The sequence below is a fragment of the Micromonospora sp. NPDC050397 genome, from assembly GCF_044901685.1.
GTDB lineage: Bacteria > Actinomycetota > Actinomycetes > Mycobacteriales > Micromonosporaceae > Micromonospora_G.
This window is the reverse complement of the sequence record NZ_JBJDPS010000005.1, coordinates 1-21,787: the sequence shown is the minus strand read 5'-3', so window position 1 is coordinate 21,787 and position 21,787 is coordinate 1. Positions and strand designations below refer to the sequence as shown.

Annotated in this window: 17 protein-coding genes, 1 rRNA gene and 1 pseudogene; 10 read left to right on the top strand and 9 right to left on the bottom strand. The window is 69.4% G+C overall.

Annotation, left to right across the window (positions count from 1 at the left end):
• Window positions 1-40: 40 nt before the first annotated feature.
• From rho to ACI2K4_RS18920, 3 genes and pseudogenes are all read right to left on the bottom strand, one after another.
• A pseudogene (gene rho / locus ACI2K4_RS18930) lies at window positions 41-1,258 on the bottom strand (transcription termination factor Rho); the annotation flags it as partial.
• A gap of 477 nt (window positions 1,259-1,735) precedes the next feature.
• Window positions 1,736-2,518 carry an ABC transporter permease gene (locus ACI2K4_RS18925; RefSeq protein WP_404513008.1) on the bottom strand — a complete coding sequence of 261 codons (783 nt, stop codon included), beginning with the start codon at window positions 2,516-2,518 and terminating at the stop codon, window positions 1,736-1,738.
• A 25-nt stretch (window positions 2,519-2,543) separates the two neighbouring features.
• Window positions 2,544-3,563: an ABC transporter substrate-binding protein gene (locus tag ACI2K4_RS18920; protein WP_404513007.1), complete on the bottom strand. Its 1,020-nt coding sequence runs from the start codon at window positions 3,561-3,563 to the stop codon at window positions 2,544-2,546.
• 206 nt (window positions 3,564-3,769) lie between these two features.
• On the opposite strand from ACI2K4_RS18920, the gene ACI2K4_RS18915 reads away from it, so the two are divergent.
• A complete protein-coding gene (locus ACI2K4_RS18915) occupies window positions 3,770-4,705 on the top strand; it encodes a DUF6282 family protein (RefSeq protein ID WP_404513006.1) in 936 nt (311 codons plus the stop codon).
• Here the strand turns inward: ACI2K4_RS18915 and ACI2K4_RS18910 are convergent.
• On the bottom strand, window positions 4,669-5,637 hold the full coding sequence (locus ACI2K4_RS18910) for a LysR family transcriptional regulator (RefSeq protein WP_404513005.1): 969 nt from the start codon (window positions 5,635-5,637) through the stop codon (window positions 4,669-4,671). The two genes, ACI2K4_RS18915 and ACI2K4_RS18910, sit on opposite strands and share 37 nt — an antisense overlap.
• Before the next feature lie 30 nt (window positions 5,638-5,667).
• Between ACI2K4_RS18910 and ACI2K4_RS18905 the strand changes: the two genes are divergently transcribed.
• The 3 genes from ACI2K4_RS18905 to ACI2K4_RS18895 all read left to right on the top strand — a co-directional run bounded on the left by ACI2K4_RS18905 (window position 5,668) and on the right by ACI2K4_RS18895 (window position 8,547).
• Window positions 5,668-6,630, top strand: coding sequence for an EamA family transporter (locus tag ACI2K4_RS18905; protein ID WP_404513004.1), 963 nt, complete (start codon window positions 5,668-5,670; stop codon window positions 6,628-6,630).
• Between the two features lie 112 nt (window positions 6,631-6,742).
• Complete coding sequence (locus ACI2K4_RS18900) at window positions 6,743-7,936, top strand: LLM class flavin-dependent oxidoreductase (protein WP_404513003.1); 1,194 nt, start codon at window positions 6,743-6,745, stop codon at window positions 7,934-7,936.
• Entirely contained in the window at window positions 7,933-8,547 is a 615-nt protein-coding gene (locus ACI2K4_RS18895; RefSeq protein ID WP_404513002.1) for an FMN reductase, read from the top strand. The genes ACI2K4_RS18900 and ACI2K4_RS18895 overlap by 4 nt, the downstream gene beginning before the upstream one ends.
• A gap of 70 nt (window positions 8,548-8,617) precedes the next feature.
• Here the strand turns inward: ACI2K4_RS18895 and ACI2K4_RS18890 are convergent, their stop codons facing one another.
• Window positions 8,618-9,838 carry a multidrug effflux MFS transporter gene (locus tag ACI2K4_RS18890; RefSeq protein WP_404513392.1) on the bottom strand — a complete coding sequence of 407 codons (1,221 nt, stop codon included), beginning with the start codon at window positions 9,836-9,838 and terminating at the stop codon, window positions 8,618-8,620.
• Window positions 9,839-10,343: 505 nt separating this feature from the next.
• On the opposite strand from ACI2K4_RS18890, the gene ACI2K4_RS18885 reads away from it, so the two are divergent.
• From ACI2K4_RS18885 to ACI2K4_RS18875, 3 genes are all read left to right on the top strand, one after another.
• Window positions 10,344-10,712, top strand: a complete 369-nt coding sequence (locus ACI2K4_RS18885) for a TcmI family type II polyketide cyclase (RefSeq protein ID WP_404513001.1) — start codon at window positions 10,344-10,346, stop codon at window positions 10,710-10,712.
• Between the two features lie 7 nt (window positions 10,713-10,719).
• Complete coding sequence (locus ACI2K4_RS18880) at window positions 10,720-12,075, top strand: FAD-dependent oxidoreductase (protein ID WP_404513000.1); 1,356 nt, start codon at window positions 10,720-10,722, stop codon at window positions 12,073-12,075.
• 62 nt (window positions 12,076-12,137) lie between these two features.
• The gene (locus ACI2K4_RS18875) at window positions 12,138-14,147 is read left to right on the top strand and encodes a prolyl oligopeptidase family protein (RefSeq protein ID WP_404512999.1); all 2,010 of its coding nucleotides are present in this window, start codon (window positions 12,138-12,140) and stop codon (window positions 14,145-14,147) included.
• 52 nt (window positions 14,148-14,199) lie between these two features.
• On the opposite strand, the gene ACI2K4_RS18870 is transcribed toward ACI2K4_RS18875, so the two are convergent.
• From ACI2K4_RS18870 to rfbB, 4 genes are all read right to left on the bottom strand, one after another.
• Window positions 14,200-16,455 (bottom strand): heavy metal translocating P-type ATPase, encoded by a 2,256-nt coding sequence (locus ACI2K4_RS18870; RefSeq protein ID WP_404512998.1) that lies wholly within the window; start codon window positions 16,453-16,455, stop codon window positions 14,200-14,202.
• Between the two features lie 11 nt (window positions 16,456-16,466).
• Window positions 16,467-17,402: a hypothetical protein gene (locus ACI2K4_RS18865; protein WP_404512997.1), complete on the bottom strand. Its 936-nt coding sequence runs from the start codon at window positions 17,400-17,402 to the stop codon at window positions 16,467-16,469.
• 6 nt (window positions 17,403-17,408) lie between these two features.
• On the bottom strand, window positions 17,409-17,612 hold the full coding sequence (locus tag ACI2K4_RS18860) for a heavy-metal-associated domain-containing protein (protein ID WP_404512996.1): 204 nt from the start codon (window positions 17,610-17,612) through the stop codon (window positions 17,409-17,411).
• Window positions 17,613-17,802: 190 nt separating this feature from the next.
• On the bottom strand, window positions 17,803-18,795 hold the full coding sequence (gene rfbB, locus ACI2K4_RS18855) for a dTDP-glucose 4,6-dehydratase (RefSeq protein ID WP_404512995.1): 993 nt from the start codon (window positions 18,793-18,795) through the stop codon (window positions 17,803-17,805).
• 251 nt (window positions 18,796-19,046) lie between these two features.
• Between rfbB and ACI2K4_RS18850 the strand changes: the two genes are divergently transcribed.
• The 3 genes from ACI2K4_RS18850 to ACI2K4_RS18840 all read left to right on the top strand — a co-directional run.
• Entirely contained in the window at window positions 19,047-19,517 is a 471-nt protein-coding gene (locus ACI2K4_RS18850) for a hypothetical protein (protein ID WP_404512994.1), read from the top strand.
• Between the two features lie 105 nt (window positions 19,518-19,622).
• Window positions 19,623-19,922 (top strand): SCO4848 family membrane protein, encoded by a 300-nt coding sequence (locus ACI2K4_RS18845; protein ID WP_404512993.1) that lies wholly within the window; start codon window positions 19,623-19,625, stop codon window positions 19,920-19,922.
• Window positions 19,923-20,391: 469 nt separating this feature from the next.
• Window positions 20,392-21,787 (top strand): 16S ribosomal RNA (locus tag ACI2K4_RS18840); the annotation flags it as partial.

The window sequence follows — 21,787 nt, the reverse complement described above, 5'->3', positions numbered from 1 at the left end:
CGTATCGAACCGTTTCAACATAGTCAAGTTTATCGATCTATCAACGGGCGGTGCCGTGCCTGGACGAACCGGCCGTGGCGACCCGGGTCAGGAACTCGACGTTGCTGCGGCTGCGCCGGAGGTGGTCGAGCAGGTACTCGATCGACTGTTGCGGGCCCTGCCCGGAGAGCGCCCGGCGCAGCCTGGCGACGACGGCCGCCTCGTCGGGCGCCAGCAGAACCTCTTCCATCCGGGTCCCGGACGCCTGCACGTCCACCGCGGGGAAGATCCGCTTTTCGGCGATCTTCCGGTCCAACCGCAGCTCGGCGTTGCCGGTGCTCTTGAACTCCTCGAAGATGACCGTGTCCATCAGTGACCCGGTGTCGACCAGCGCGGTCGCGATGATGGTCAGCGAACCGCCGTTCTCGATGTTGCGCGCGGCACCGAGGAACCGCTTCGGCGGGTAGAGCGCGGTCGAGTCGACACCACCGGACATGCTCCGTCCGTTCGACGGGGCCATCAGGTTGTACGCGCGCGCCAGCCGGGTCAGCGAGTCCAGCACCACCACCACGTCCCGGCCCTGTTCGACCAGTCGCTTGGCCCGCTCGATGGCCAGTTCCGCGAGGGCGGTGTGCTCCTGTGGCGGACGGTCGAAGGTCGAGGCGATCACCTCACCGCGTACCGAGCGCTGCATGTCGGTCACCTCTTCGGGGCGCTCGTCCACCAGTAGCAGCATGATGTGGCACTCCGGGTTGTTCCGGCTGATCGCGTTCACCACCGCCTGCACGACCATGGTCTTGCCAGCCTTGGGCGGTGACACGATCAGCGCCCGCTGGCCCTTGCCGATCGGCATCACCAGGTCGATCACCCGGGTGGTGAGCAGGTGCGGCTCGGTTTCCAGAAACAACCGCTCCTGCGGGTAGAGGGGCGTGAGCTGCTGGAAGTCCGGTCGACGCCGGGCCTGCCGGGGGTCGGTCCCGTTGACCGTGTCCAGCCGGACCAGGCCGTGCCGAGGCTCCCGCCGCTGGTCCGAGTCCCGGCTGGCCCGAGCGGTGCCGGTGACCACGTCCCCCCGGCGCAGGCCGTACTCCCGTAGCTGCGCGGGTGAGACGTACACGTCGTCCGGGCCGGGAAGGTAACCGGAGGTACGGATGAACGCGCGGTTCTCCCTGACGTCGAGCACCCCGGAGACGGGTACGGCCGTTTCGTCGCGTACCAGTGGATCGGCCGGACCCTCGGGAGCGGGCGTCCGGTCGTGTGTCGCCCGGGCGGTGGTCCGCTTGCCGACCGGCCCGGACGGGCGTCGGGTTCGGCGGGTGCTGCTTGTCCGCTGGTCCACCAGCGGTTGGGTAGGAGGCATCTTTCTCCCTGGAGATGGTTGGGTCGCCGTGCCCCCGCTCGCCGACCCGGGACGGATCGACGGCGGCCAGTTCGAGCGTCACGGCTCGGTACGGGCGGGCGGTGCTGGTCGGCGTCGGTCGCCGACGTACAGCGGAACGGGGGATGTCTTCCGCGACGGGAATGTCCCCTTTGGTGTGGTGACGCTGAGTCCGGCGTTGCCGGCCGGCTTAACGCGGTATGCCGGTGTGCACGGAGAATCGTGCGGGAAAGTGTGGTTTGTGCTTCCCGGTCGGGCTTGACCACCGACGCGTTGATGGGGTAGCTGGGCTCAACGTAGCGCGATCGACCTGCGGATGGCAACCCTTTGCCGAGTTTCCGGCGTGGGCGCCCCGGTCTCGGCTCGTGCCCGCCCGGCTCAGGCGGTGACCTCTCCGGCCCACGGTACCGTCAGCCGCTCGACCGCGACCACCAGATAGAACAGTCCGGCGCCGAGGATCGCGAGCAGGGCCAGGGCGGCGAAGGCCAGCGGTGTGTCGGCGGTGGTCCCGGAGCTGACGATGACCGCACCGAGGCCACGGTCGGGGTTGACCACCTCGCCGATCACCGCGCCGATGATGGCGAGCGAGATGGCCACCTTGAGGCCGACAAAAACCTGGGGCAACGCCCAGGGCAGCCGGAACTTGACGAAGGTGCCCCAGCGCGAGGCGGAGAGCGAACGGGCGAGTTCGTGCAGTTCGACCGGGGTCGAGGTGAGGCCGGCCATGGTCGACAGCACGATCGGGAAGAAGCAGACCAGCACCACCATGACGATCTTGGGCTCGCTGCCGAACCCCATCCAGACCAGCAGCAGCGGGGCCAGGGCGACCTTCGGTACGGCGTTTGTCGCGGCCAACAGGGGCAGGGTCATCCGCTCGACCACCCGGCTCGCGGCCAGCAGGAGGGCGACGGCGAGCCCGCCCAGCGTGGCGATGCCGAAGCCGATCACCGCCTCCAGCATGGTCACCCAGGTGGCCCGGAGCAGGTAGTCGGGCAGCCGGAGGAACGCCTCGACCACGTCCGGCGGTGCGGGCAGGAAGAAGGGGTCGACGTCGAACACCGCGACGGTCCCCCACCAGAGGGCGATCGCGAGCAGCGCGCCCAGCAACGGAAGCAGCGCGCCCGACACCAGCCCGCCCCACCGGAGTCCCGACCCACTCATCTTGATCCCCGCCCCCGATCCGCGGTCAGGACTGTTCGACGATGCCGAAGTCGACCACCGCCTCGGGTGTCAGCCCGGCCGGGACGAGCCCGGACTCGGCCAGTACGGCGATCGTCTGGGCCACCCGTTCCCGGTTCATCGTGCCGATCCGCCCACCGGCGGCCGGGGTGACCGCCGAGGTCATCGCCTTGATCTCAGCCACGCCGGCCGCCACCGGGTACGTGGGCTTGACCCGGTTGAGGATGCCGGCCGCCTCCTCGGGGTGCTCGACGCTGTGGCGCAGCCCCTTGAGCGCCGCGCCGGTGAACCGCTTGACCAGGTCGGGATCCCGCTCCAACAGGGCCGGCGTGGTGATGATGGCGTTGCCGAAGAGGTTGGCCAGGTAGTCGCTGTACGGGAGCACGACCACCTCCTTCTTCGCGGCCGTCTCCAGCGCGCTCCGGCTGAGCAGGAAGGTGCCGAGAGCGTCGACCTTGCGACCGGCCATCAGCCCGTTGAGCGCGGTCGTCTGGGCGTTCTGGAAGGTGACCCGGTTCGGGTCGAACCCGGCCAGTCGGGCGTACGCCGGGAAGAGGAGTTGGTTGACCGAGCCCGAGGCCGCCGCGACGGTCCGACCCTCCAGGTCCTTCGGGGTGGTGATCCCGGTGTCCTTCGTCGTCATGATCGAGACCAGGGTCTGCTGGTGGATGGCGGCCACCGCGCGCCAGTCCGTGAATTCGCCCTTGCCCGCCTGGATCACCGCGCCGGTGAAGTCGAGGGCGGCGAACTGCGCCTGCTGCGAGCGGAGCGCGGTCAGGTTGGTGACGTTTCCCGCGCCCTCCTTGATCTCCACCTCCAGACCGGCCTCGGCGAAGTAACCCTTCTCTCGCGCCACCCAGGCAAAGGCGTCGCGCCCCACCGCGCCGAAGGCGGTCATGTACGTGACCCGGTCCGGGGCCCGGCCGGATTCCGCACCCTCCGGTCCGCTCTCCCCGCCGCAGCCGGCAACGCCGGTCAGGGCCATGACCAGCAGGGATGTTGCCAGCAGACGCGTACGCCCGACCATCGCTCTCCCCCGTTCCGCCGAGCCGGTACGCGCCGACGGACGCGTGGGCGTACGGGAATCAGCAGTTGTCCGTCATCGATCAGTCCGAGACGTCCTGTGCGCGATCGTAGAGGACGAATATGTCTTATGTCACGGGCAGAACATTGTTGTCCATCATGGTCTTGGCGCGATGGAATAGGGGCCCGTACGTCGGCCGGAGGAGCGCCATGCCCGACCACCCCGTCCCGTCGGCCAGTGCCCGCGCACTGGTCACCGGGGCGTACGACACGCACGTGCACGTCGCACCGGACGTCATCGAGCGCCGCGTCGACGATCTCGAACTGGCCCGGCGGTTCGCCACCGTGGGGCTGGCCGGATTTGTCCTCAAGTCCCACTACGTGGCCACCGCCGAGCGTGCCAGCGTGGTGCGGAAGGTGGTGCCGGGGGTCGACGTACTCGGTGCGGTCGCCCTGAACGGCACGATGGGTGGCATCAACCCCGCCGCCGTCGAGATCGCCGGGCGGCAGGGGGCGAGGATCGTCTGGCTGCCCACCGTGGACGCCCGCAACCAACGCGAGTCCGCCGCGCACGACCCGCCCGGTGCCACCCCGCCGATGTGGCGCGCGGTGCAGGACGACCTGGCCGCCCGGGGGATCGAGGTCGAGCCGGTCGACGTGCTGGACCGGGCGGGCCGGGTCCTCGACCGGGTGCGTCAGGTGCTGCGGGTCATCGCCGCGCACGACCTCGTCCTCGCCACCGGGCACCTGGCCGGCGCGGAGATCCTCGCCGTGGTCGAGGCCGCGAGGCAGGAGGGCGTACGCCGGATCGTCGTCACCCACCCGGAGTTCACCAGCCAGCGGCTGCCGGTGTCACGCCAGCGGGAGCTGGCGGCCCTGGGCGTGCTGCTGGAACGCTGCTTCACCACGGCGTACACCGGCAAGGTGGGCTGGCAGGAGCTGTTCGACAACATCGCGGCGGTCGGGCCCGAGCACTCGGTGCTCTCCAGCGACCTGGGACAGCCGTTCAACCCACCGGTCGAGGACGGCATCGCGCTCTTCGCCGACCGGCTGCTCGACGCCGGGTTCGGCGCCGACCAGGTACGCACGATGGCGGTCACCAACTCGCGCTACCTGGCCGCCCCCTCGACCACCGGGGAGGACTGACCGGCGAGCGGTCCGGGCGTCGCCGAGGTGGGCGCGGGCAGTGGGGTGGCGGCCAGCGCCCGGAGCAGCGCGTCGATCGCCGGACGCAGCGGCCCGGGACCCCGGGTACGGGTCACCGCGAAGATCTGCCGACCGGTGACCGGTTCGTCGAGCGGGCGTACGTCCACTCCCGCCGGCACGTTCCGCAGCGCCAGCCCGGGTACGAGCGCGGCGCCCAGCCCGGCCGCGACGATGTCGAGGGTGAGGGCGAAGTCCACGGCCCGGTGGCGGATGTCCGGCTCGAACCCGGCGAGATGACAGGCGCGCAGGGTGGATCGGCCGCACGGGGTGTGTTCCGCGCTCGCCACCCAGGGCACGTCGTGCAGGTCGGCCAGCCGCCGGGTGGCCCGACCCCAGCCGGTCGGCGTGACCAGGTGCATCGGGTCGGTGCTGATCGGGTGCCGTTCGAGCTCGTCGAACCGGTTCGCCGGCACGTGGTCGTACTCCTGGAGCACGGCGACGTCGATGGTGGCCGAGCGGAGGTCGAGCTGGCTCTGCTGGTCCTCCGCCTCGATGATCCGTACGTCCAGGTCGGGGTGTTCGGCCATGGCCCGCGCCGCCGCCGGGGCGACCAGGGCACCGGCCGCCGAGGGGAACGCGGCCACCCGTACGGTGCCGTCCACCCGCTGCCGCAGGCTGGCCAGACCGGCCACGGCGTGTTCCACCGCGTGCAGGATCCGTTCGGCGTGCGCGGCGAGCACCTGTCCGGCGGCGGTGAGGACCACCCCGCGTCCGGATCGCTCGACGAGTTCGCAGCCGGCTTCCCGGGAGAGCTGTACGAGTTGTTGCGAGACCGCCGACGGGGTGACGTGCAGCGCGTTGGCGGCGGCGGTCACCCCGCCCCGCAGGGCCACCTCGTGCAGGACCCGCAGCCGCCGTACGTCCAAATCCATGAAGCCACGCTACAACGACGCTTAAGAACAATGAACTGGACCTTCATAGTCACGCCGGGGGACGGTTACCCGGTGAAGCTGACCCACCGGTTCCAGGCCCTGCTCGTCGCCGCCATCTGGGGCGTGAACTTCGTTGTCATCGACATCGGACTGCGTGACCTGCCGCCGCTGGTGCTGACCGCGCTCCGGTTCGTCGTCGCGGCCGTACCGCTGGTCCTGCTCGTGCCCCGTCCGACCGCCCGGCTGCGTTACGTGGTCGGTTACGGGCTCGTGCTCGGCGTACTGAAATTCGGGGTGCTCTTCACCGCGATGGACGCGGGCATGCCCGCCGGCCTCGCCTCGCTGGTGTTGCAGGCGCAGGCCCTGGTGTCGGTGCTGCTCGCGGCGGCGCTGCTGCGGGAGCGGCCGGGGGGTTGGCAGCTTGCCGGCGTACTCGTCGGCTCGGTCGGGATCGCGATGCTCGCGCTGGACGGCGGCGGCCACGCCACCGTCGTCGGCTTCGCGCTCACCCTCTTCGCCGCCGCGAGCTGGGCGGTGGCGAACGTGGTGGTACGCGCCAGCGGTGAGACCCGACCATTGTCACTGCTGGTCTGGTCCAGCCTGGTGCCGCCGATCCCGCTGCTCGGTCTCGCCGGTGTGGTCGACGGACCCGGTGTTGTGCTCGACGCGATCACCGGGCTCTCCTGGCGGGGCATCCTGGCCGTGGCCTACGTCGCGTACGTCTCCACGCTGGTCGGCTTCGGCCTCTGGAACCGGCTGATCGCGACCTACTCGGTGGCCCGGGTGGCGCCGTTCAGTCTGCTGGTGCCGGTCTTCGGGCTGGCCGCGTCCTGGCTGCTGCTCGGCGAGCGGGTCGGGCCGGGCGAGGCCCTGGCCGCTGCGGTCATCCTCGCCGGACTGGCGCTGGTGCTGCGCCGGCCGCCCCGGTCCGCCCCGCTGCCGGCCGTGGCCGGGGCGGCGCCGGCCCGTGCCGCCGTGCCGGAGGTGGGCTGAGCGGGGGTAGACAACCCGCCACGGGGAACCGGAATAGGGGGCGGCTACGCCTGGTTCCAGGGTGTAGTTCAAACTTGAAGAAACTCCGGTCGAGACGAGGCGGGCAGCAGACATGCAGTTCGGGATCTTCAGCGTCGGTGACGTGACCACCGATCCCACCACGGGACAAACCGCCACGGAGGCTGAGCGGATCAAGGCGATGGTGACGATCGCGCTGAAGGCCGAAGAGGTGGGACTGGACGTGTTCGCCACCGGCGAGCACCACAACCCGCCGTTCGTACCGTCGTCGCCGACGACGATGCTCGGCTATGTCGCGGCCCGGACCGAGCGGATCGTGCTCTCGACCGCCACCACGTTGATCACCACCAACGACCCGGTCAAGATCGCCGAGGACTACGCGATGCTCCAGCACCTGGCCGACGGCCGGGTCGACCTGATGATGGGGCGCGGCAACACCGGGCCGGTGTATCCCTGGTTCGGCAAGGACATCCGGGCCGGCATCCCGCTCGCGGTCGAGAACTACGGTCTGCTGCACCGGTTGTGGCGGGAGGACGTGGTCGACTGGAAGGGCAAGTTCCGTACGCCGTTGCAGTCCTTCACCTCGACGCCACGCCCGCTCGACGGGGTGCCCCCGTTCGTGTGGCACGGCTCGATCCGCAGCCCGGAGATCGCCGAGCAGGCGGCCTACTACGGCGACGGGTTCTTCCACAACAACATCTTCTGGCCGATGGAGCACACCCAGCGGATGATCGAGCTCTACCGCAGGCGGTTCGAGTTCTACGGCCATGGCCGGGCCGACCAGGCGATCGTCGGTCTGGGCGGGCAGGTCTTCATGCGGAAGAACTCGCAGGACGCGGTCCGGGAGTTCCGCCCGTACTTCGACAACGCGCCGGTCTACGGGCACGGCCCGTCGCTGGAGGACTTCACCCGGGAGACCCCGCTCACCGTGGGCAGCCCGCAGCAGGTGATCGACCGGACCATGACCTTCCGCGAGCACGTCGGCGACTACCAGCGTCAGCTCTTCCTGATGGACCACGCTGGGCTGCCGCTCAAGACGGTGCTGGAGCAGCTCGACATGCTCGGCGAGGAGGTGGTTCCGGTGCTGCGCAGGGAGTTGGACGCGCTCCGGCCGGCGCACGTACCGGACGCGCCGACGCACGCCAGCCTGAAGGCCGCCCGCGACGCCGCCCTGCTCGACGCGGCGTCGGGCTCGTCGGCCGACAGCGGCACGGCGGGATCAACGGCCGACAGCGGCACGGCGGGATCAACGGCCGGCGGCAGCACGGTGGCGGGGGCCGGGCGGTGAAGCGGCGCAAGCTGGTCGTGGTCTCGGCCGGGCTGAGCCAGCCGTCGTCCACCCGACTGCTGGCCGACCGGCTAACCGCCGCCACCGCCCAGGAGGCGCGACGGCGCGGCAGCCAACTCGACGTACGCGTGATCGAGCTGCGTGACCACGCGCACGACCTGGTCAACAACATGCTCACCGGCTTCCCCTCGGCCGGGCTGCGGGAGACGATCGACAGTGTCGCCGCCGCCGACGGGCTGATCGCGGTATCGCCGATCTTCAACGCGTCGTACAGCGGGCTGTTCAAGTCGTTCTTCGACGTACTCGACGACACCGCTCTGGTGGACAAGCCCGTCCTGGTCGCGGCGACCGGCGGCACCGCCCGGCACTCGCTGGCGCTCGAACACGCACTCCGACCGATGTTCGTCTACCTGCACGCGGTGGTGGTCCCGACCGGGGTCTTCGCCGCCTCCGAGGACTGGGGCACCGAGTCCGTCCAGGGCGGACTGGCGAACCGAATCAACCGCGCCGCCGGTGAACTCGCGGCCCAGATCGACCAGCGCGAGCCGGCCACCGTCACCGACCCCTTCGCCAACCCCACCCCCTTCACCGAGCTCCTCGCCGACAACTGATGTGTAAGGAAGGGCCCCTTATTAACGCATATGCGTTAATAAGAGGCCCTTCCTTACACAGCGAGAGCGGTTAGTGGGCCGCCGCCGGGGCGGTGTTGTCGATGTCGGAGAGTTCCTCCGGACGGGTGAGCGTGACCAGCGCGACCACCGCCGCCAGCATGCCCGCCGCGATCACCAGGGCCATCGCCGTGCTGCCGGTGCCGAAGACACCGACCAGCGGCGCGGAGATCGCGCCGACCCCGAACTGCACCGCACCGAGCAGCGCGGCGGCCGTGCCGGCCGCCTCCCCGTGCCGGGCCATGGCGAGCGCGGGCGCGTTCGGCAGCGCCAGCCCGGCGGTGGCGAGCACCGCCCAGAGCAGCACCAGTACGCCGGGCAGCCCGGCGAATCCGGTCGCCGCGACAACAAGCAGCCCGAGCCCGAGCACGGTGCCGCAGACCAGCGCCCCACGCAGGATCTGGAACGGGGTGTACCGGCGCAGCAGACGTACGTTCAACTGGGTGGCCCCGATCAGCCCAACCGCACCGGCGCCGAAGACCACGGCGAACTCCTGCTCGTTGAGCCCGTACTGCTCCTGGAACACGAAGGACGAGCCGGAGACGTACGCGAACAGGGCCGCCATCGCCAGCCCCGCGACCAGCGCCAGGCCGACGTACGTGCGGTCGCGCAGCAGTGCGCCGTACACCCGGAGGGTGCCGACCAGACCACCGTTGCGCCGACGCTCCGTTGGCAGGGTCTCCCGGAGCCCGAACACGGTCACCGCGATCAGCGCCAGCCCGAACAGCGCGAGCGCGACGAAGACGCCCCGCCAGTCGGTCCAGCGCAGCAGCCCACCGCCGAGGGTCGGCGCCAGCACCGGGGCGACCCCCATCACCAGCATCAGCCGGGAGAAGAGCCGGGCCACCGCCGAGCCGCTGAACAGGTCCCGGACCACCGCCAAGGCGACCACCGAGGCCGCCGCCGCACCCAGTCCCTGGAGTACGCGCAGCGTGCCCAGCACCGCGATGTTCGGCGCGACGACGCAGAGCACCGACGCGACCACGTGCAGAATCATGCCGGCGAGCAGCGGACGGCGCCGTCCGATCGCGTCGGAGAGCGGCCCGACCAGGAGTTGCCCGAGGGCGAGCCCGGCGAGCGTTCCGGTGAGGGTGAGCTGCACCTGCGCCGTCGTGGTCTGCAACTGTGCCGAGATGGTGGGCAACGCCGGCAGGTACATGTCGATGGTCAGCGGACCCACCGCGATCAGCGAGCCCAGCACCAGCACCAGCCGCCGCTGCTGGCGGCGGTCCAGTTGCCCGTCCTGCCCGTGCGCGGCTACATCCAGCTCCTTGGGCGGTACGTCTCGTCCGTTGGGTCCTACGTCCGCGACGGCGGCGTCGACCCGTGGTTCGACCGTGGTCATGGGGCCCCTTTCCGGGGTCTGTGGCGCAGAGATCGTACGGAGCCGCGCGGCCGTGCGGGCAACCTCGACAAGAGGGCCGGTCCCGGAGGCATTCCCGCGACCGCGAAGCGTGCCGGATCTCACACGGCCGGACCGGACGGGTGGGTTTGGTCGCCGGAGCAACGCGCGGACGGGTGGGTTTGGTCGCCGGAGCAACGCGCGGCCGGACGGGTGGGTTCCGTCAACGGAGCAACGCATGGGCAGACGAACGGTGACGAAGGGTTGACGCGCCGACCCGCAAGGTGATCGACGTCAGCCGTCGGGTCGGCACCCGGACCGGTCGGCAGAGCAACGGACCGGTCGGCAGCGCAACACCCGGGCCGGTCGGCGCAGCGTCAGCGGAGGGAGCACCGTCATGAACCGTCTACTGATCGTCGGCCGGATCGCACCGGGCCCGGAGGACCGTACGGGACCGGGCGCCGAGGAGCGGATCGCGCAGATCTTCGCCGAGTCGGACCAGACCGAACTGCCCGCCATCACCGGCGCGCGACACCGGTCGCTCTACAGCCTCGGTGACCTCTACCTGCACCTGGTCGAACTGGACGGGGCCGGTCCGGCGGGGCTGCCCGCGGCGGCGGCGCACCCGCTCTTCGTGCAGCTCAACGAGCGGCTGTCGACCTGCACCACGCCGTACCTGTCCACCTGGCGGTCGCCGCGCGACGCCATGGCACGGTGCTTCTACACCTGGGACGCGGTGGTGCCGGTGCAGCGCAGCGGTCAGTGACAAGCTGATGTCCGCCAACGCACCGGAGGTCATCATCATCGGCGCCGGCACCGGCGGGATGTGCCTGGCGCACGGACTGCGGCGCGCCGGCATCGCGGTACGGGTCTACGAGCGGTACCGCACCCGCGGCGACGGTCTGCACGGTTACCGGATCGGCGTCGGGCCGACCGGTAACCGGGCCCTGCGGGAGTGCCTGTCGCCGGAACTCTTCGCGGTCTACATGGCCACCTGCGCGCGCTCGCCGAGGTACTTCAACGTACTCACCGAGAAGATGCGCGTGACCGCCTCGTTCCCGCTGCGGCCGGAGACCGAGACGGATCCGGTCGAAAGCGACCGGGCGGTCTCCCGGATGACGCTGCGGCAGGTCCTGTTGACCGGCATGGAGGACGTCGTCCACTTCGACAAGACCTTCACCCACTACGAGCAGAACCCGAACGGTCGGGTGACGGCGTTCTTCGCCGACGGCACCGAAGTCAGCGGGGACCTGCTGGTGGCCGCCGACGGAACACACTCGGCCATCCGGCGGCAGTACCTGCCGCACGCGCGGATCCAGGACGCGGGCAGCATCAACATCGCCACCAAGATCCCGCTGACCGAACACACCCGGTCACTGCTCACCGACGAGATCCGCGAGGGCATCTCGCTGATCTTCGGCGCCGGCGGGCTGATGGGCGTACTGCACGTGATGGAGTTCAACTGGGACCGGTACGGCGTACCGAAGGCGGGCGTCGGCGGCAACGAGGCGACGCTGATCGAGCGCTGGCCCGGGCTGCTCTACGACAACACCCGCGACTACATCAACCTGATCATCTGGAGCGCGCACCACCGGTTCCCGCCGGACGTGATGCGGATGCGGGGCGAGGCACTGGTCCGGCTCGCCCTCGACCTAACCCCGAACTGGCACCCCCACCTGCGCGAACTGTTCACCCTGAGCGACCCGCACAGTTGCATCCCGGTCAAGGTGGCGACCTCCGAGCCGGTCCCGCCCTGGCAGTCGAGCAACGTCACGTTGATCGGCGACGCCATCCACACCATGACCCCCGGTCGCGGTGTCGGCGCCAACACCGCGCTCCGGGACGCCGCCCTGCTCTGCCGTCAACTCGTCGCCGTCGCCGCCGGGGAGAAGCCGTTGCCGCAGGCGGTCGCCGACTACGAGGTGGAGATGCTGCCGTATGGCTTCGCCCGGGTCGCCGACTCGCTCGCGAACAACGGCACCAGCGGCGACGACCCGCTCTACCGACCCGTCGTCGGTCGGCTCGCGCTGATGGCGGCCCGTGGTTACTTCGGCCTGACCAGCCGGGTGCCGCCGCTGCGCCGCCGGTTTGTCGACGAGATCTACTCCCGACGGGGGGCGCACGACTGACCCGGACCCCCTACCCTTCCCTTCGGCGGCGGGCCGACGCCGACTGCGGGAGGGGACGACGGGTGGCCGACTTCAACTGGCTAGAGGACCTGGACAGCACCGAGGCCACCGCCTGGGTGGCGGACCGGAACGCGGAGACGCTCGCCGGGCTCACCGTCGACGAGACGTACGCGCAGCGGCGTGACCAGTTCCGTGAGGTGCTCGACGCGAAGGACCGGATCGCCTATCCGAGCTGGTCCGGGGAGCTGTTCCACAACCTGTGGCAGGACGCGGCGCACCCGCGCGGGCTCTGGCGACGTACCACGCCGGAGCGGTACCGGGCGTCGGAGCCGGACTGGGAGATCCTGCTCGACCTGGACGAACTGGCCCGGCAGGAGAACGAGAACTGGGTCTGGCAGGGCGCGTCCCTGCTCCGCCCCGACTACCGGCGGGCGCTGGTCAGCCTCTCCCGGGGCGGCTCCGACGCGGTGGTGGTACGCGAGTTCGACCTCGCCGAGCGAGCGTTTGTCACGGACGGGTTCACCCTGCCCGAGGCAAAGAGCGACGTCGACTGGATCGACGTCGACCAGGTCTACGTCGGCACCGACTTCGGTCCCGGGTCACTGACCGACTCCGGTTACCCCCGCCAGGTCAAGCGGTGGCGACGAGGCACGCCACTGGATGACGCGGAGATCGTCTACCAGGGCGAGGTCACCGACGTGGGGGTCAGCGCGGGCCACGACCCGACGCCGGGATTCGAGCGGGACTTCGTCAGCCGGATGATCGACTTCTACCGTTCGGAGCAGTTCCTGCTCACCGGTTCGGGCGAGCGGGTCCGGATCGAGGTGCCCGACGACGCCTGGACCGACGTCCACCGGGAGTGGCTGCTGATCCGGCTCCGCTCGGAGTGGGCCGTCGGCGCCGTCACCTACCCCGGTGGGACCGTGCTGGTCAGCAGGTTCGACGACTTCCTCGCCGGTGGCCGGGAGCTGACCCCGGTCTTCGAGCCCGGACCCACCACCTCGTTCAGGTACCACGCCTGGACCCGCAACCACCTGATTGTGGCGGTGCTCGACGACGTACGCCAACGGCTGGAGGTGCTCACACCGAGTGACGGCGGCTGGCAGCGGACCGTGCTCGACCAGGCGCCCGGCCTCGACCACACCGACGTACTCGACACGAACCCCGAGCACAGCGACGAGTTCATGCTCGTCACCGACGGTTTCCTCCAACCGGCGACGCTGCGCCTCGGCCGGGTCGGCGGCACGATCAGCACGCTCAAGCAGGCACCGTCCTTTTTCGACCCGACCGGTCTGTCGGTCCGGCAGTTCTTCGCCGTCTCGGCCGACGGCACCCGGGTGCCGTACTTCGTGGTCGGGCCGACCGACGGTGGCACCGGCCCGACGTTGCTCACCGGGTACGGCGGCTTCGAGGTGTCGATGACGCCCGGCTACGACGGGATCATCGGACGGGGCTGGCTGGCCCGGGGCGGCACCTACGCCGTGGCGAACATCCGGGGCGGTGGCGAGTACGGTCCCCGCTGGCACCTGGCCGCGCTGCGGGAGAAACGACCCCGGGCGTACGAGGACTTCGCGGCGGTGGCGTCCGACCTGATCGACCGGGGGATCGCCGAGCGCGGTCGGTTGGGCATCGAGGGCGGCAGCAACGGCGGCCTGCTGATGGGAGTGATGCTCACCCGCTACCCGGAGCTGTTCGGCGCGATCGTCGCGACGGTTCCCCTGCTCGACATGCGCCGCTATCACAAGCTCCTGGCCGGGGCGTCGTGGATGGCCGAGTACGGCGACCCGGACCAGGAGGCCGACTGGGCGTTCCTGCGGGAGTACTCGCCGTACCACAACGTACGGGCGGCGCCGCCGTACCCGCCGGTCCTCTTTGTCACCTCGACCCGCGACGACCGGGTGCATCCGGGTCACGCCCGGAAAATGGTGGCGCTGCTGCGCGAGTACGGCCACGACGTCTCCTACTACGAGAACGTCGAGGGCGGCCACGGCGCGGCGGCGGACAACGCCCAGCGGGCGGTCAAGTGGGCGCTGATCCTGGAATTCCTCTGGCGCCGCCTCACCGCTGTGTAAGGAAGGGCCCCTTATTAACGCATAGCGTTAATAAGGGGCCCTTCCTTACACCTCAGCGGAAGGCGCGTAGGCGCAGGCTGTTGGCGACCACGAAGACCGAGGAGAATGCCATCGCGGCACCCGCGATCATGGGGTTGAGCAGGCCGGCGGCGGCCAGCGGCAGCGCGGCGACGTTGTAACCGAAGGCCCAGAACAGGTTGCCCTTGATGATCCGCAGGGTACGCCGGGAGAGTCGGATCGCGTCCGCCGCGGCTGCCAGGTCGTCCCGGACCAGGGTCAGGTCGGCGGCCTCGATCGCCACGTCGGTCCCGGTGCCCATGGCGATCCCGAGGTCGGCCTGGGCCAGCGCGGCGGCGTCGTTCACCCCGTCGCCCACCATCGCCACCACCCGGCCCCGGTCCTGGAGCCGCTTCACCGCGTCGACCTTGTCCGCCGGAAGCACCTCGGCGATCACCTCGTCGATTCCCACCTCGGCCGCCACCGACTTCGCGACGCCGGTGTTGTCCCCGGTCAGCAGCACCGGGGTCAGGCCGAGCCGGCGCAGGGTGGCGATCGCCTCGGCACTGGTCGGCCGGACCACGTCCGCCACCACGAGGACCGCCCGGACCCGGCCGTCCCAGGCCACCGCGACGGCCGTACGCCCGGCCCGCTCGGCCGCCGTACGCGCCAGAGCCAGCGATTCGGGCAGGTCGAGGCCACGGTCGTGGAGCAGACGTACCCGCCCGACGACGAGTTCCCGGCCCTCGACCGTACCGGTGACGCCGAGCCCGCCGAGCCCGGCGAAGCTCGCCACGGCCGGCAGCGCCCCGACCCGATCGACCGCACCGGCGGCGATCGCCCGCGCGATCGGGTGTTCCGAGGCGGCCTCGACCGCACCCGCGAGCCGGAGCACCTCCTCGACCGGCTGGCCGTCGACGGCGACAACGTCGACCAGGCTCATCCGACCGGTGGTGACGGTGCCGGTCTTGTCCAGCAGCACCGTGTCGACGGCGCGGGTCGACTCGAGCACCTGCGGACCCTTGATCAGGATTCCGAGTTGCGCGCCGCGCCCGGTGCCGACCAGCAACGCGGTCGGCGTCGCCAGGCCGAGCGCGCACGGGCAGGCGATGATCAGTACGGCGACAGCGGCGGTGAACGCCGCGGTCGTGCCCTGCCCGGTGCCGATCCAGTAGCCAAGCGTCGCCACCGCCAGTGCGATCACGATCGGCACGAAGACCCCGGAGATCCGGTCGGCCAGCCGCTGCACCTGCGCCTTGCCGGTCTGCGCCTGCTCGACCAGCTTCGCCATCTGGGCGAGCTGGGTCTCCGAGCCGATCCGGGTCGCCCGGACCACGAGCCGGCCGCCGGCGTTCACGGTCGCTCCCACGACCGGATCACCCGGCCCGACCTCGACCGGCACCGACTCACCCGTGAGCAGGCTCGCATCGACCGCCGAGGTGCCGTCCTCGACCACCCCGTCGGTGGCGATCTTCTCGCCGGGCCGGACCACGAACCGGTCGCCGACCGCGAGTTGTTCGACCGGTACGCGTACCTCGGTCGGGCCGCGCAGCACCGCGACGTCACGTACACCGAGTTCGAGCAGGGCCCGTAGGGCCGCGCCGGCCCGGCGCTTGGACCGGGCCTCGAAGTAACGGCCGGCGAGGATGAACAGCGTCACCCCGGCGGCGGCCTCCAGGTAGATGTTGCCGCTGCCGTCCGAGCGGCTGATGTCGAAGCTGAACGGGTGGACCATGCCGGGGGTGCCGGCGGTGCCGAGGAAGAGTGCCCAGAGCGACCAGCCGAACGCGGCGGCGGTGCCGAGCGACACCAGGGTGTCCATGGTCGCCGCCCCGTGCCTGAGGTTGACCAGGGCGGCCCGGTGGAAGGGCAGGCCGCCGTAGACGACGACCGGGGCGGCCAGGGTCAGCGACAGCCACTGCCAGTAGGTGAACTGGAGCGCCGGCACCATCGCCAGTGCGATCACCGGCACGGTCAGGACCAACGAAACCCACAATCGCGTACGCAGAGCGCGCAGCTCGTCGACCGGCTCCGGAGCGTCCCCGCCCGGCCCGGAGCTCCTGGGCGGTGGGGGCACCTGGGCGGTGTAGCCGGTCTTCTCCACCGTGGCGATCAACTCCGCCACGGTGACGGTGTCGTCGGTCAGTGTGACGCTGGCCTTCTCGGTGGCGTAGTTGACGGTCGCGCTCACCCCGTCGAGTCGGTTCAGCTTCTTTTCGATGCGGGATGCGCAGGAGGCACAGGTCATCCCCCCGATCGTCAGTTCGATCGGTACGGCGGAACGGGGTAACGAGCGGCCGGCGGTGGTCATCGCTGATCTCCTCAACCGTGGGTCTGGCCGGCGGTGGCGGCGAGCACGGTGAACTCGGCCGTGCGCACCGTGCCCTGGTGCTGGAAGTCCAGGAAGAGTCGGTAGGTCCCGGCACTGGGCACCTCGACCTGGAAGGTGACCGCTGGGCCGGCCTGGGTCTGTCCGTCGCCCGGCCCGCCCTCCGGGTGTACGTGCAGGTAGGCCAGGTCGCCGTCGCGCAACGCCACCAGGTGACCGTACGCCGCGAGGTAGGGCTCCAGGTCGGTGACGGGTCTGCCGTACCTGCTCACGGTCAGGGTGAGCGTGGACGACGTACCCGGTTCGAGGTCGCCGTCGAGGGTGACGGTGTAGCCGTCCCCGGCCGACGCGCTCCGGGCCGGGGCGGGCAGCGGCACCGGGCGGTAGTCCCCGGGTGCGGGTACGTCCAGGCCGAGCGTGACGTTCTCGGCGAGACCGTGCGGCTGGAAGTCGGCGATCAGCCGGAACTGTCCCGCCGCCTCGGTGCTCAGCGGGACCGACCAGGTCCCGTCCCCGGCCATCCGTGGGTGTACGTGCTGGAAACCGGTGAGGTCGCGGCGCACCACGATCAGGTGCAGGTCCTTGTCGTGGGTCGGCGTGTAGCCGGTCACCGGGGCGCCGTCCGGTCCGATGATCCGGAACGAGAACTCGTCGGTGGCCCCGGTGACCAGGGTGCTGGTGAGCGGGACGAACCGGTAGCCGTCCTGGGCGACCTGGAGCCCGCCCGGCGGCCGGGTGGGGACCGGGCCACCCGGCCGCGCCCCGGGAGTGCTCCGACCGGTGTCGGCACCGTCGTGGCCATGGCCGGGTCGCTCCGTGGCGGCCTCCGGCTTCGGACCACCACCGGTCACCTGGCCAACGCCGAGGGCGGCGGTGAAGACCACCGCCAGCCCGGCCAGGTAGCCGCCGATCTTGTATCCGGTCCGCATCGTCGTCTAACCGACGAGGTTGTAGCCGGCCTCGTCGACCGCGGCGCGGACGGCGGCCTCGTCGAGCGGCTGCTCGCTGCTGACGGTCACCGCGCCGCTGGCCAGGTCGACCCGGACCTCGCTGACGCCCGGCAGGGCGCCCACCTCGGTCTGGACCGAGTTGACGCAGTGGCCGCAGGTCATTCCGGATACCTGGTAGGTCGTTTCCACGGTGGCTCCCCTTGGAGTGGCTTGTGTGGGTCGGCCGGACGGCACGACCCTGACTCCGACCACCATACCCCTACCCCCCAGGGGTATCAACGGATGCCGCCGGGCCGATTTCAACGACATCGCGCCGGGCGTACGGAAAACGCGCCGCCCACCGGGGTGAGCAGCGCGTTCCGTGGTTCCGTGGTTCGGGTCAGCGACCCATCTCGCGGTACTTCGCCTCGGTGGCTTCCTTCTTCGGCCGCCACCAGCTCTCGTTCTGCTGGTACCACTCGATGGTCTGGGCGAGACCGTCGCGGAAGTTCAGGTACTGCGGCTTCCAGCCCAGCTCGGCCTGGAGCTTGCTGGAGTCGATCGCGTAGCGCAGGTCGTGCCCGGGGCGGTCACCGACCATGTCGAACCAGTCCTCCGGGCGACCCATCAGGCGGAGAATCTCCTGGACCACCACGATGTTGTTCAGCTCGCACTCCGCGCCGATCAGGTACGTCTGCCCGATCCGGCCGCGCTCCAGAATCGCGTTGACCGCGGTGTTGTGGTCGTGCACGTGGATCCAGTCGCGGACGTTCTGGCCCGAGCCGTAGACCTTGGGGCGGATTCCGTCGATCACGTTGGTGATCTGCCGGGGAATGAACTTCTCGATGTGGTGGAACGGGCCGTAGTTGTTGGAGCAGTGCGAGATCGTCGCCCGTACGCCGAACGAACGGATCCAGCCGCGCACCATCAGGTCCGAGCCGGCCTTGGTCGACGAGTAGGGGCTCGACGGGTCGAACGCGCTCTCCTCGGTGAACCGCCGGTCCTCGTCCAGCTCCAGGTCGCCGAAGACCTCGTCGGTGGAGATGTGGTGCAGCCGCTTGTCGTGCCGCCGCACGCTCTCCAGGATGTTGAAGGTCCCGATCAGGTTCGTCTGCACGAACGGGCTCGGGTCCATCACCGAGTTGTCGTTGTGCGACTCCGCCGCGAAGTGGACCACGGTGTCGGCCTGGCGTACCAGGTCGTCCACGGTCGCCGCGTCGGTCACCGAACCGTGTACGAAGTTGATCCGGTCTTCCACCTCGGCCAGGCTGCTCCGGTCACCGGCGTAGGTGAGCGCGTCCAACACATCGACCTGACAGTCCAGTGCGTCGAGGGCCTGGCGAACGAAGTTCGAACCGATGAAGCCCGCACCGCCGGTGACCAGTAAGCGCATGGGCGCCATGGTACAGCGCTGTTTCACGCCCAGAGCGAGGTGGATCGGGTCGAGCGGCCGGTGGGAAAGCGGCGGCGGTAAGGCTCACGATCGCCGTACAGTCCGTGCATTTTGCCCTGATACGAGATAAATCTTCGCTAACGTCCCCGGAGGAAGTGGGCGTACGGGAACAACTCCCGGGTCACCGCGATCGTCGGCGGGATGACTCGCCCGCCGACCGTACTGGCGTAGGTCGCGGAGGGGGTACCACGATGGTCGTCCGTTCGGGCAGCCGGCACTCGAAGCGCACTCGACCGGGTCCGCTCACCATCGTGTTGGCCGGGGCGACGCTAGCCGTGATCCTCGTGCCCGGCGGTCCGGCCGGCGCCGACCGACCGGGCTCGTACGCTCCGCCGGTCCACCTGCCAGTGGCGCGGATCTCGGTGGCCACGCAGGTGGCGGCCGGCGGGCCGGCACTCGTCCGCCTGGCACCGGTCCCGGACGACAGCCTCGGACCCGGCGGGGTCACCTTCGAGGTGCTTCCGATCCCACCCAGCGCGAGCCCGACCGGCGCGCCCACCTCCACCCCGACCCCCAGCCCGAGCAAATCCGGAGGGAACCTGCCGGTGACCGGTGACCGCTTGGCGCCTTCCGGCTGGGTGCTCGCGGTCGGAGTGTTGCTGCTCCTGCTCGGAGCCCTGGTGGTGACGGCGTCGGCGCGGGCACGCCGGAGACGGGCCTGAGTTCCGGGGCAGGTCAATTTCCGGGTACGGGTCCGAGCGGAGGGCCGGTACGGGCTGGTCCTCGACTTCCGCCGGACCGCCCCTGACCTGGCATACTCGCCGCTCGTGAGGCTTTCGCGAGGCTGGGCGCTCTTCTTGACCGGAGTCGGAGTGTGGACGTGGGTCATCTGGCCCCGGTTTGGTCTGGCGATTTGGCGGGATCCGCGCTCCTGGGCGTCCGGTGAGGTACTCGAAGGAGCGCCCACGGGCTTTCTGTGGATTCACGCGTTCCTGGTTCTGGCTTCCCTGGCGATCGGCACCACCGTCGGTGTGCTGGGGATTCGTGCCTGGTGGAGCACCCGCCGGGTACGCCCGACGGCCGGGTCGACAAGCGGGGAACGGCCGTCCGATATCCAGTTGCCTTGATCGATTTGGCTTTGAACCGGTCATCCGGTAACTTTTTCGAAGTCAGCGGGGCACCGGACAGGAACCGCCGGGTAACACCGGGGGAGTAGGACGGCCCGCTAAATCCTCTCGAACGTGCAGGGTGTAAGTTGCTGTGTGCGTAAGAGTGGGCCCGGTCGCAGTTCGGTCGGGTGGCAGTAAACAAACCGGGAACGCCGGTTTGACTCGGCGGAAACGACCGGGTAACGTAGTAAAAGCGCCGGGCGGGAACGCAGGGCGCGGAATAAAGGGAATGAAGCCCCGGGTTGTGGGCCCCTTGGTTGGGGTTTGTGGTCTGGTGTGTGGTTGTTCTTTGAGAACTCAACAGGGTGCTTGATAAGCCAGTGCCAATTATGATTTTTACCCCGGGCCGGCTGGTCGCTTTATTGTGATCTGTTTGGTCTGGATTCCTTTGGCAACTTTTTGTTGTCGGGATTGGTTTTCCAAGTTTTTGTTGGAGAGTTTGATCCTGGCTCAGGACGAACGCTGGCGGCGTGCTTAACACATGCAAGTCGAGCGGAAAGGCCCTTCGGGGTACTCGAGCGGCGAACGGGTGAGTAACACGTGAGTAACCTGCCCTAGGCTTTGGGATAACCCTCGGAAACGGGGGCTAATACCGGATATGACTTCCTGCCGCATGGTGGGGGGTGGAAAGTTTTTTCGGCTTGGGATGGACTCGCGGCCTATCAGCTTGTTGGTGGGGTAATGGCCTACCAAGGCGACGACGGGTAGCCGGCCTGAGAGGGCGACCGGCCACACTGGGACTGAGACACGGCCCAGACTCCTACGGGAGGCAGCAGTGGGGAATATTGCACAATGGGCGAAAGCCTGATGCAGCGACGCCGCGTGAGGGATGACGGCCTTCGGGTTGTAAACCTCTTTCAGCAGGGACGAAGCGTGAGTGACGGTACCTGCAGAAGAAGCACCGGCCAACTACGTGCCAGCAGCCGCGGTAAGACGTAGGGTGCGAGCGTTGTCCGGATTTATTGGGCGTAAAGAGCTCGTAGGCGGCTTGTCGCGTCGACTGTGAAATCCCGCGGCTCAACCGCGGGCTTGCAGCCGATACGGGCAGGCTAGAGTTCGGTAGGGGAGACTGGAATTCCTGGTGTAGCGGTGAAATGCGCAGATATCAGGAGGAACACCGGTGGCGAAGGCGGGTCTCTGGGCCGATACTGACGCTGAGGAGCGAAAGCGTGGGGAGCGAACAGGATTAGATACCCTGGTAGTCCACGCTGTAAACGTTGGGCGCTAGGTGTGGGGGGCCTCTCCGGTTCTCTGTGCCGCAGCTAACGCATTAAGCGCCCCGCCTGGGGAGTACGGCCGCAAGGCTAAAACTCAAAGGAATTGACGGGGGCCCGCACAAGCGGCGGAGCATGCGGATTAATTCGATGCAACGCGAAGAACCTTACCTGGGTTTGACATGGGCGGAAATCCGGCAGAGATGTCGGGTCCTTCGGGGCCGTTCACAGGTGGTGCATGGCTGTCGTCAGCTCGTGTCGTGAGATGTTGGGTTAAGTCCCGCAACGAGCGCAACCCTCGTTCGATGTTGCCAGCGCGTTATGGCGGGGACTCATCGAAGACTGCCGGGGTCAACTCGGAGGAAGGTGGGGATGACGTCAAGTCATCATGCCCCTTATGTCCAGGGCTTCACGCATGCTACAATGGCCGGTACAATGGGCTGCGATACCGTGAGGTGGAGCGAATCCCAAAAAGCCGGTCTCAGTTCGGATCGGGGTCTGCAACTCGACCCCGTGAAGTCGGAGTCGCTAGTAATCGCAGATCAGCAACGCTGCGGTGAATACGTTCCCGGGCCTTGTACACACCGCCCGTCACGTCACGAAAGTCGG